This window comes from Pseudomonas sp. LBUM1660 (assembly GCF_059695935.1).
In genome coordinates this window covers 1,799,782-1,811,486 of the sequence record NZ_CP166795.1, presented here as the reverse complement: position 1 = coordinate 1,811,486, position 11,705 = coordinate 1,799,782, and the positions used below count along the sequence as shown (strand labels likewise).

Sequence of the window (11,705 nt, the reverse complement as noted above, 5' to 3'; positions counted from 1 at the left end):
GCGGAAAGAGACTGGTCGTGCCGTACTATTCACCTGAACGCAGAGCCGCATTACTCAAGATGCTGCTTCCCCCGCAGAACCTGTCGATGGCCGAGGTTTCCCGGCGCGAAGGGGTCAGCGAAATGTCTTTGTCCAACTGGCGCAAGCAGCTCAGTTCTGAAGGAAGTGCAGTGTCCGAAAACAAGTCGTTGGCCGAAAACTGGTCAGCCGAAACCAAGTTTGCTGTCGTGCTCGAAGCCGCCGGTTTATCCGAGATCGACCTGGGTGAATACTGCCGCCGCAAAGGCCTTTACCCTGAGCAAATTACGGCCTGGCGGCAGGCCTGCATCAACGGTCAGAAGGCAGATAAAGCCCAGCAAAAAGAAGATCGCGAGCAAGCTCGCAAAGACAAGAAACGCATCCAGGAACTTGAGCGCGAACTGCGCCGCAAAGACAAGGCGCTCGCTGAAACAGCCGCGTTGTTGGTGCTGCGAAAAAAGCTCAACGACTACTGGGGGACGAACGACAACGAGGACAACTAACGTCTTTGCCAGAGCGCCAGTTGCTCGTTGCCTGGCTGGGTAGCGCGGTCGCGGCAGGCGCCAGAAAAATCAGGGCCTGCCGGGAAGTCGGTCTATCGCTGCGAACCTTGCAGCGGTGGACTGAAACAGACGTTATCCCGGCAGATGCCCGAACGACTGTCACACGGCCAACACCGCGAAATGCACTGAGCGAAGTCGAGCGTCAGACCATCGTGACGCTGTGTAACAGCCCGGAGTACGTCCACTTGCCGCCGAGCCAGATCGTGCCACGACTGGCCGATCAAGCGTGTTATCTGGCGTCGGAGTCGACGTTTTATCGCGTTCTACGTGCGGCAGGCCAACAGCAACATCGAGGCCGCAGCCAGCGACCCAGAAGGCACGCAGCACCGACGACGCATGCGGCCAAAGCGCCCAATCAGGTGTGGTCATGGGACATCACGTATCTGCCCTCGCCGATACGCGGCAAGTATTACTACCTCTATCTGATCGAGGATATTTACAGCCGCAAGGCCGTGGGCTGGGAGGTCTACGACGCAGAAAGCGGGGAGAAAGCCGCCGCACTGCTGCAACGCAGCGTGATCGCAGAGCAGTGTTTGCACGAACCGCTGGTGCTGCACTCGGACAACGGCGCGCCGATGAAGTCGGTGACGCTGCTGAGCAAGATGTACGAACTGGGCATCACGCCCTCGCGGGGCCGGCCGCGTGTGAGCAACGACAATCCCTACTCGGAGTCGCTGTTTAGAACGCTGAAATACTGCCCGCAATGGCCGCAGGATGGCTTTGTCAGTTTGGACGCTTCACGCGCTTGGGTGAGGGACTTTATGCGCTGGTACAACAACGAGCACCGGCATAGTCGTATCCGGTTCGTCACACCGGCTGAGCGGCATCGGGGGCTGGATCATCAGGTCTTGGCCCGGCGACATGAGCTGTACGAACGAGCCAAGGAGAAAAAACCGGAACGATGGTCAGGCCAGACGCGTAACTGGGAGCCGATCGGCACCGTGCTGCTGAACCCGGATCGAGAGCAACAGATCGAGAAAATAGCGGCATAGTTAGACGGTTGACGCGACAACTACCTTGAAAAACGCCGGACGGTACGTTGCTGTTTGGGTACTGGACTGAATCTACAGGTCTCTAGTTTTAGCGAGTCAGATGAGCCGTTCGAACCAAAAATAGACGAGGAGTAGGTCCGGTTAGTTATCTGTCTCTATCTCGAACGTTAGCGAGCATTAAACGGCGATGTTTAAAAGACATCTCCAGACACTGACCAAAGCTACACAACCTTGCGCCGTTACCTACGACTGCGCCAGAATCCGCCGGCTTGTGCGCCTTGTGCCGGGGCTCTATCGTTTCCCGGTCGCTGACAAATCAGCGATCGGGTTTAGCGACCCGAACCTATGTAGGCGCAACAGCGCTCCAAACTCTCTTGCAGACTGTTCATGTCTGCGGTTGATGTCATGGCGGCTGTGCGCGGGAGACTTTCGAGTCTGCCGGGCGCCTACACCCGGTTCGCTAACCTGCGTGCAGCCGCCACCCTTACTTGTTTAGCGACAGGTCTTGGTGGCTCCATTTCTTGTAGGAGTTTCACCATGTTCAAAATCACACCCAACCCGCCCGAAACCGACGATGTTTCCCCCTACGAATCCATCGATTCGAAAAAGCTCAACAACGCCGCCGACCGCGCCCTCGATTACTACCTCAAACCGGTCGTTCCCAAAGACATCCCGCGCAAACCGAGCACTATCTATTCCATCGACCCCGACACCAACGACGAGACCCTGCTGGTCAACGCCTGCGAAACCCTGGCGTCGGCGAGTGTAATGCTGAGTAATTTCGCGGGGTTGATGGAGGGTTCACATCGCAACACGGTGCTGGGGATTCAGCAGGTGGTGATGCTGGGGGAGTTGGCGGTGAACCGGATGCTGGATAATTTCGTGCCGCAGGGTTAGCGAAGAACCTGCGGCAAACGCATTCCTGTGGCGAGGGAGCTTGCTCCCGCTCGGCGGCGAAGCCGTCGTCATTCAGGCGCATGCGGTTTAATTGCAGAAATCGCGGTGAATGGTTTGGGGGCTGCTTCGCAACCCAGCGGGAGCAAGCTCCCTCGCCTCAACAGCGTGTCAGGCTGTGAGTTTTGTGGTGGTCTTTTGGGCCTCTTCGCGGGCAAGCCCGCTCCCACAGTTGATCTGGGTTGTTCGCCTGTTTTGTGTTCACTGAAGATCAAATGTGGGAGCGAGCCGGCTCCGGGCGGCGATCCGACGAAGGCGATCTCACAGACAACAAAAAACCCGCCATTCCTTACCCAGGAATGGCGGGTTTTGTCGTTTCAGCCTTCAGGTCACACGGCGTCAAGGCAAAAGGCAAGGCAAAAGGGGACGGATCTATTTATCCATTCGGTGTATGGATCACCGGACCTTGAGTGTGTATTAAACGGCGATGTTTAAAAGACATCTCCTGACACTGACCAAGGCTACACATCCTTGCGCCGTTGCCTACGACTGCGCCAGAATCCGCCGGCTTGTGCGCCTTGAGCCGGGCCTCTATCGTTTCCCGGTCGCTGACAAATCAGCGATCGGGTTTAGCAGCTCGGAGAATATCAAGGCACGTCAGTGTCGCCTCTGATCAACCGACACAGTTTTCGTCAGTTGCTCTACGTTATGGCGGCTTTGCGTGGGGCACTTCGGTGCGCCGGGTTCCTTGATGCCTGGTCTGCTAACCCGCGTACAGCCGCCACCCTTTTCGTTTAGCAGCGATGGGTGACGACTCCAATCATCAAGGAGTTTCACCATGTTCAAGATCACACCCAACCCACCCGAAACCGACGACGTTTCCCCCTACGAAACCCCCGATTCCAAAAAACTCAACGAGGCCGCCGACCGCGCCCTCGATTACTACCTCAAACCGGTCGTTCCCAAAGATACCCCGCGTAAACCGAGCACGATTTACTCCATCGACCCCAACACCAACGACGAGACCCTGCTGGTCAACGCCTGCGAAACCCTGGCGTCGGCGAGTGTGATGCTGAGCAATTTTGCGGGGTTGATGGAAGGTTCGCATCGCAACACGGTGTTGGGGATTCAGCAGGTGGTGATGCTGGGGGAACTGGCGGTGAACCGGATGCTGGATAATTTCGTGCCGCAGGGTTAGCGAAGAACCTGCGGCAAACGCATTCCTGTGGCGAGGGAGCTTGCTCCCGCTCGGCGGCGAAGCCGTCGTCATCCAGGCGCATGCGGTTTAATTGCAGAAATCGCGGTGAATGGTTTGGGGGCTGCTTCGCAACCCAGCGGGAGCAAGCTCCCTCGCCACAACAGCGTGTCAGGCTGTGAGTTTTGTGGGGGGCTTTCGGGCCTCATCGCGAGCAGGCTCGCTCCTACAGTTGATCTGGGTTGTTCGCCTGCTTTGTGTTCACTGAAGACCGAATGTGGGAGCGGGCTTGCTCCCGGCGGCGATCCGACGAAGGCGATTTCACAGACAACAAAAAACCCGCCATTCCTTTATCGGGAATGGCGGGTTTTGTCGTTTCGGATGTCAGCCTTCAGATCACACGGTATCCACCTTCAACGAATGGTCATTCAACATGCCATTGATGATGGTCGCGGTATCGTGCCCGCCCGCGACCAGCCCGCCCGCTCCCGGTGTGACGCCGTAATGGCTCGCCAGGTTGACACCCGCCAGGTCGATGGTCTGGTTCGGTGCCGCACCGGCCATGGCGCTGACGTCGATGCTGGTCAGTACCGAGGCGCCGCTGCCGATGACTTTGAAGTGCAGGTAGTCATCCAGCGATGCCGCCGTGCCGTTTTCGCCTTGTAGCAGTTGCGACAAATCGAGTTTGTCGGTGCCTGGGGTGAAGTCGGTAACGACGTCGTGGCCGCTGTTGCCTTTGAGCCACTGGAAGGTGTCGGCCCCTGCCCCGCCGGTGAGGGTGTTGTTGCCCAGGCCGCCGATCAGGAAGTCGTCACCGCCGCCACCCTTGAGGATGTCGTCGCCCAAACCGCCGGTTATGACGTTGCTGAAGTTATCGCCCGTGAGCGAGTCGTTGAAGTTGGAGCCGGTGAGGTTTTCGATGGCGGTCAGGGTGTCGGTGCCAGCGCCGCCGGTGTTTTGCGCGGTGGCCAGGCTCAGGTCGACCGTGACCCCAGCGGTGGCGTGGGCATAGCTCACGGTGTCGGTGCCGGTGCCGCCGTCGAGCAAGTCGTTGCCGGTGCCGCTGAACAGCAAGTCATTGCCGGCGCCGCCGTGCAGCTCGTTGTTGCCAGAACCGGCAGTGAGCACGTCGTTGCCGTCGCCGGCATTGAGGACGTTGTTACCGGTGCCCGCCACCAACACATCGTCGCCTGCGGTGCCGGTGAGGGTGTGGCCGTCCTGATAGCTGATGGTCACGCCCGCGCTGTCGCTGCCACCGTGGTTGTCGTTGGCGGTGTAGGTGCCGTGGGCATCGGGGGCGATGTCATGGCCCCCGGCGTAGTTGAGGGTCATGGTCAGCTGGTAGTTTTCCGCCCCCTTCCCGCTGTTGCCCGGACCACCGTCGTCGATGTTGGTGATGTGAATCTGATACGTCCCGTCCGCCGCCGCAGTAAGGGTTTGCCCGTCCGCGAGGGCGATCCACGCGCCGCCGTTGAGCGAATACTTCATGACGATATGACCGCCCGCCAGGTTGTGGTCCAGGTTGAGGGTTTCGCCCTGTTTGAGGTTGACGGTGATCCGGTCCTCATCGTTGGCATTGGCGTTGGTCACCCCGCCCAGATAACCACTGACCACCAGAACCGCCGTCATGGTCGCCGCGTTTGCCGCAAAGGCGTTGCGCACATTCGCCAGGACCTGGTTGGCGGTGTTGTTGCCGGTCGAGGAGAAGCTGATCGCGCCAGTGCCGGTGAAGTCGGCGCTTTTTGAAATCCAGCCGGTGTTGAAGTTGGTGGGTGAAGCCGTCAGCGGATCGCCATCGGCATCGGTGTCGTTGGCCAGCAGCAATTCACCCGGCACCACGATGTTGCCCGAGAGCACGTTGGTGATGATGTGGTCATCGGCCGCCACCGGCGCCGCGTTCGGAATGACTTTGACCGTGAGCGTGGAGCTGGCCAGGTCGCCGTCGTTGTCGCTGGCGGTGAAGCCGATGTTTTCGGTGATCACCACTGCCGTGGTTTTTTGCGAGGTGTAGGTGTACTCGCCGGTGTCGAGGTTGACCACCAGGGTGCCGCCATTGTTGGTGGCGATGCTGATGCTGTTGTTCACCGTGTTGAACGTGCCGTGGTTGGCGCCGCCACTGAAGTTCAACGAACCCTGATTGCTGTTGCCTTTAGGGTCGTAGGTGTACGTCGTGCCGTCGACCACGAGGGTTTTGATGAAGCCGCCATCGGCGCCGAACGTGCCGCCTTCGAGCAAGGTGCCGGTGACTGGCGCACCGACTACCGTGCCCGACAGCACCGAGTTGAGTTGGTTGAGATCGGTCACCACCACCGCGTTGGTGTTGGTATGCGTACTGCCGTCATAGGCCAGCGGATCGAGATTGGCGTTGCTCACGCCGCTGCCCAGGCCGATCGCGTAGTTTTTGATGCTGTTGGCGTCGAGGAAGGCTTTGAGCGCGGTTTCGTCTGCGGTGCCAATGTCGCCTTCGTTGGGTTTGCCGTCGGAGAAGAAGTAGCCGACGTTCTGCGCCCCGGTCAGTTTGCCCGAGGTGTTGAACGCGGTTTGCATCGTCGCGACAGCCGCGTCGTAGTTGGTGCCACCGCCGGCAGTCAGGCCGGAGATGATCGACTTGGCGGTCGCTACATCCACCCAGATCGATGTCTTGTCAGTGGCGTTGCTGCTGAAGGTGACGATCTGCACTTTCACATCGCCCAGGTCATCGTATTTGTCGAGCAAGGCACTGATCGCCTGCTTGGCCAGCGCCAACCGCGACAACCCGGGAACGCCGGACGCATCGGCCATACTGCCGGAGACGTCGATCACCAACAGCAGGTTGGAATCGATCTCGACCGCGGCGACCGAACGATCGGAAGCGACCGCCTTGGGTACGTCGTCGACGATGCTCACTACGATGGTGCTGGTGGAGCTGTTGCCCAGTGCATCCGTGGCTTTGTAGGTGAAGCTTTCGCTCAGGGTGTTGGGCCCGTCGTTGGCATTCGGCGAGGTTTTCGGTGCCGAGGTCAGGGTGTAGGTGTAGGTGCCGTTGGGGTTGAGCAGCATTTGTCCGAAGGTCCCGGTGGCACTGCCGACCAGGGTGTACGTGACCGCGCCACTCGCGCCGGTGACGGAGCCGACTAGGGTGCCAGTGGCCGTTTCGCCGGTGTTGCCGGGCTCGCTGCCCGTGACAGTACCGGCCGCCAGGTCTTGCCCGTCCTTGGTCAGGTCCAGCGCTTTCTCGTAGACGGTGACATCGGTGTCGGTGACCGCTTTGATGCAGCTGTTCGACACATCGATGGTGATGGTGGTGGTGCTTTCATCGCCGTCGGCATCGCGCACGGTGTAGGTGAACGTGTCGGTGGCGCCCGCACCGCTCACCGCGTTGGGATTGCTGTGATAGGTCGCGTTGCCGTTGGCATCCAGCGTCAGGTAACCGTAGGTGCCGTTGATGTTCGTGCCCAGGCCGCCAATGGCCGAGGACGACGTGTCCGAGCCTGCCCGCACACCAACCACCGCACCACCGGCTGCCGCGCCGTCGGCGCCCTTGATGTCGTTGCCCAGCACGTTGCCGCTGACGGTGCCGCCTTCGACCACGCTCGCCGTGTCCGCTTTGGCCGTCGGCAAATCATCGACGATGTTGACGTTGATCTGACCCGTCGCGGTGCTGCCGTCGGTGTCCGTCGCCACCACGTTGAAGTTCTCAGTGAGGCTGTTGGCACCGTTGGCGTTCGGATGGGTTTCGTTGTCCGCCAGGGTGTAGCTGTAACTGACCACGCCGGTGGTCGGGTTGTAACCGGTGATGGTCAGCGTGCTGCCGAGCGGGGTGACCACCGATTGCGGGAAGCCTGCCGCCACGCCACCGGTGACCAGCGCAATGCCGCCCACGGTGAGGGTTTGCAGACCGTCCAGTGCGGTCACGGTGAAGGTGCCGTTCTGGGTCAGTGCGGGCGCGTTCGGGCTGGTGCCGTCGCTGAGGTTTTTCTCGTAGACGGTCAGTTCGCCGCCGTACACATCGAGGCCGTTGAGCGTGACCGGGTCGTTGTTGTTCTGGATGTTCAGCACCAGGTTGGCGGTGCTGGTATCGCCGTCGGCATCCGTAAGGGTGTAGGCGAAGGTTTCAGTGCCCGTGCCGCCACCGTGCAGGTTTTTGAAATCGGCATCGTTGGTGTTCAGCGTGTAGGTGTACGTGCCGTTGGCGTTGAGCACCAGGGTGCCGTAAGTACCGGTGAAAGTGCCCGGGGTGACAGGCCCGGCGTTCGGGCCGGTGGCGACGCGGTCCGCGCCCTGGACGTCGTTGGTCAGAACATTGCCATTGAGCGTCAGCGCGGCCTCCGACGCTGTGCCGGTGTTGCTGTCGTTGAAGGCTTTTGGCACGTCATCGACGATTTTCACCACGATGGTGCTGGTGGTGCTGTTACCCAGCGAATCGGTGGCCTGGTAGGTGAAGCTTTCAGTCAGCGAATTCGCGCCGTCGTTGGCAGGCGGCGTGGTGGTCGCAGGCGATGTCAGGGTGTAGGTGTACGTGCCGTTGGGGTTGAGCTGGATCTGCCCATAGTTGCCCGTGGCGCTTCCCACCAGCGTGTAAGTGATTGCGCCGGTCGCGCCGGTGACCGAGCCGACCAGCGTGCCCTTGGCGGTTTCGCCGGTGCTGGTTGGATCGCTGCCGATGACCGTGCCGGCCGCCAGGTCTTGTCCGTCCTTGGTCAGGTCCAGGGCTTTTTCGTAGACGGTCACGTCGGTATCGCTGACCGCTTTGATGCCGCTGTTGTACACATCGATGGTGATCGTGGTGGTGCTTTCATCACCATCGGCATCGCGCACGGTATAGGTGAACACGTCAGTCGCGCCAGGGCCGTTCACCGCGTTGGGATTGCTGTGGTAGGTCGCGTTGCCGTTGGCGTCCAGGGTCAGGTAACCGTAGGTGCCGTTGATGTTCGTGCCCAGGCCACCAATGGCCGAGGTCGAGGTGTCCGAACCTGCGCGCACGCCAATCACCGCGCCGCTGAGCGCCGGGCCGTCGGCACCGCCGATGTCGTTATCCAGCACGTTGCCCGAGACGGTCGCGCCCTCGCCCACCGAGGCGTGATCAGGGTTGGCGGTGGGCAGGTCATCGACGATGTTGACATTGATCTGGCCCGACGCGGTGCTGCCGTCGGTGTCCGTCGCCACCACGTTGAAGTTCTCGGTGAGGCTGTTGGTGCCATTGGCGTTCGGGTGGGTTTCGTTGTCCACCAGGGTGTAGCTGTAGCTGATCACGCCGGTGGCCGGGTTGTAGCCGGTGATGGTCAGCGTGCTGCCCAACGGGGTGACGATCGATTGCGGGAAGCCTGCGGCCACGCCCCCGCTGACCACCGAGATGCCGCCGACGGTCAGGGTTTGCAGGCCATCGAGGGCGGTCACGGTGAAGGTGCCGCTCTGGGTCAGGGCGGGCGCGTTCGGGCTGGTGCCGTCGCTGAGGTTTTTCTCGTAGACGGTGATTTCGCCGCCATTGACGTTGAGGCCATCGATGGTCACCGGATCATCGTTGTTGTGGATTTGCAGCACCAGGTTGGCGGTGCTGGTGTCGCCGTCGGCATCGGTCAGGGTGTAGGTGAAGGTTTCCGTACCGTTGCCATTGCCGTGCAACGCTTTGAAGTCAGCGTCGCTGGTGTTCAGGGTGTAGGTGTATGTGCCATTAGCGTTCAGCACCAGGGTGCCGTAAGTCCCGGTGAAGGTGCCGGGGGTGATCGGGCCGGCATTCTCACCGACGGTCACGCGGTCAGCGCCTTGCACGTCGTTGGTCAGCACGTTGCCGTTGAGGGTCAGCAGGGTTTCCGAAGCAGTGCCGGTGTTGCTGTCATCCACGGCCTGAGGCAGGTCGTCGACGATGTTGACGTCTAGATTGCCGTTGGCGGTGGTGCCGTTGTCATCGACCACGGTGACGGCGAACTGCTCGGAGATACCGTTGGCGCCGTTGGCGGTCGGATGCGCTTCGTTATCGGCCAGGGTATAGCTGTAACTGACCACGCCGGTCGTGCTGTCGAACCCGGTGATGGTCAGCGTGCTGCCGAGCGGCGTGACGATCGATTGCGGAAAGCCGGCGGACACGCCGCCAACCACCACGTTGATGCCGCCGACGCTGAGGGTTTGCACGCCGTCGAGGGCAGTGATGGTGAAGGTGCCGCTCTGGGTCAGTGCCGGTGCATCGGGGCTGCTGCCGTCGCTGAGGTTTTTCTCGTAGACAACGAGTTCGCCGCCCTCGACGTTGAGACCGTCGATCGTGACCGGGTCGTCGTTGTTTTGAATTTGCAGCACCAGGTTGGCGGTGCTGGTGTCGCCATCGGCATCGGTCAGGGTGTAGGTGAAAGTTTCGGTGCCGCTGCCGCCGCCGTGCAGCGCCTTGAAATCGGCATCGCTGGTGTTCAGCGTGTAGGTGTAACTGCCGTTGGGATTGAGCACCAGCGTGCCGTAAGTCCCGGTGAAGGTGCCACCGATGATCGGCCCGCTGTTGGGGCCGGTGGGAATGCGGTCAGCCCCCTGCGAGTCATTGGGCAGCACATTGCCGGTCAGGGTCAGCAGGGTTTCCGAGGCAGTATTTGCGTTGCTGTCATCGACCGCTTTGGGCACGTCGTCGGTGATGTTGACGTCCAGCGTGCCGGTGGCGGTATCGCCATTGGAATCATTAGCGACGACGGTGAACTGTTCGCTGAGGTTGTTGGCCCCCTCGCTGGCCGAATGGGTATCGTTGCCGACCAGGGTGTAGCTGTAACTCACAACGCCGGTGGCCGGGTTGTAACCGGTGATCGTCAGGGTGTTGCCCAACTGGGTGGTGATCGACTGCGGGAAGCCGGCAGCCACCCCGCCGGTGATCACGTTGATCCCGCCTATGCTCAGGCTGTTCAGCCCGTCAGGCGCGGACACGGTGAAGGTACCGTTCTGGATCAACGCGCCCGGATTGCTGGCAGAACCGTCCGCGAGGTTGGCTTCGTTGAGGGTCAGTTCGCCGCCCGCCACCGACAGGCCCGCGAGGGTGACCGGGTTGTTCGGCGCGTCAGGAACGGGAATAACGCCTGTGCCCCCTGAACCGGCACCGTTGTCGCCGTTGTCGCCGTTGTCCGGGTCACCGGCCAGACGTTCCAGCGGAAATTCGGGAATGCCGTTGAAGCCCGCGGTAGGGAAGCCAATGATGGGATCAACCCGCCCGCCCACTTCTTCAAGCATGACAAAACTGTGGCCGCCGCCTGCCGCCCCACCAGGTGCGCCAGTCGAAGCAGGTCCGGCCGCCGTGGCTTCAGCGGTTTGAGTCGGGTCATCGCCGGCCGCGATGGCTTTTTGCAGTTGCTCGACATCGGTCAGTTGCGCCTGGGTCGGCGTCACCGCTTCAGCGGTATCCACATGGGGCGCCTGATTCGCCAGTAGCTGGGAGGTCATTTGCAGGCTGCTGCCACGCCCGAGGGTCAGTTCCCGGCCGTTTTGCAGATGCACGGCCACCGCGCCTTCGGCCCCGGTGATCAATTGGTCGCCGGCGAACAATCGATCGCCCTCGACCAGCGCACGTCGTGTGCCGCCGCTCGTTTCCGCGAACACCTGACCAATGACTTTACTGACGATACCGATGAGCGTTGCCATGTGCATTTCCTCCGCTGCCAACCGCTGTCGGCACCCTGTTTGTGCGAAGAACGTGCTCATGGTTGAAGCAGGTTGCCTGGCGGATCGCCTGCGGGGCGCGTTTACCCGAGTAAGCCGCTGCCCCGGCGAAATTCTCGCCAAGCGTGTCGCTCGTGGGCAATGTGTCCGTTTTTGGCAAAACCCCAATGTAATCAACAACCTTGGGGCTCCAATCGCAGCCGTATTGCCTTTTGTGCGATGCGTAACGATTTTGAACCTGTAGAGCGACAAAAAACTGTCGCCTCAAAACCGTTTCGCTTCCCTCCCCTCCAGCACTTCTCCGCCCTATGTCGATAAGTGGATGGAACTTTCCTCAACCCCTCGAATGCTCCCTAGAGCTCCTAAATCAAGGGCTTTCAGAGTGAACAATGTGCTGGATTTTGCAGAGCGCATAAGTTTTTTTTGGAATAAACCCTATGA

Annotated in this window: 4 protein-coding genes; 3 read left to right on the top strand and 1 reads right to left on the bottom strand. The window is 60.8% G+C overall.

What is annotated here, in order from left to right:
• Nucleotides 1-17 precede the first annotated feature (17 nt).
• The 3 genes from ACA068_RS08495 (at nt 18) to ACA068_RS08485 (ending at nt 3,665) form a co-directional block, all read left to right on the top strand.
• Nucleotides 18-1,573, top strand: a protein-coding gene (locus tag ACA068_RS08495; RefSeq protein WP_497303394.1) for an IS3 family transposase whose coding sequence is annotated in 2 segments (ribosomal slippage) — nt 18-482 and nt 485-1,573 — 1,554 coding nt in all. Because the reading frame shifts where the segments join, the coding sequence is not laid out codon by codon here.
• A gap of 537 nt (nt 1,574-2,110) precedes the next feature.
• A complete protein-coding gene (locus ACA068_RS08490) occupies nt 2,111-2,470 on the top strand; it encodes a DUF6124 family protein (RefSeq protein WP_497309095.1) in 360 nt (119 codons plus the stop codon).
• Nucleotides 2,471-3,305: 835 nt separating this feature from the next.
• The gene (locus ACA068_RS08485) at nt 3,306-3,665 is read left to right on the top strand and encodes a DUF6124 family protein (protein ID WP_497309094.1); all 360 of its coding nucleotides are present in this window, start codon (nt 3,306-3,308) and stop codon (nt 3,663-3,665) included.
• Between the two features lie 393 nt (nt 3,666-4,058).
• Here the strand turns inward: ACA068_RS08485 and ACA068_RS08480 are convergent, their stop codons facing one another.
• The gene (locus tag ACA068_RS08480; RefSeq protein ID WP_497309093.1) at nt 4,059-11,246 is read right to left on the bottom strand and encodes a retention module-containing protein; all 7,188 of its coding nucleotides are present in this window, start codon (nt 11,244-11,246) and stop codon (nt 4,059-4,061) included.
• Nucleotides 11,247-11,705 lie beyond the last annotated feature (459 nt).

What these genes read in the sequence shown, in the direction of transcription:
- ACA068_RS08490 (WP_497309095.1), top strand. Translation starts at nt 2,111, where the DNA reads ATGTTCAAAATCACACCCAACCCGCCCGAAACCGACGATGTTTCCCCC.
- ACA068_RS08485 (WP_497309094.1), top strand. Translation starts at nt 3,306, where the DNA reads ATGTTCAAGATCACACCCAACCCACCCGAAACCGACGACGTTTCCCCC.
- ACA068_RS08480 (WP_497309093.1), bottom strand. Translation starts at nt 11,246, where the DNA reads ATGGCAACGCTCATCGGTATCGTCAGTAAAGTCATTGGTCAGGTGTTC.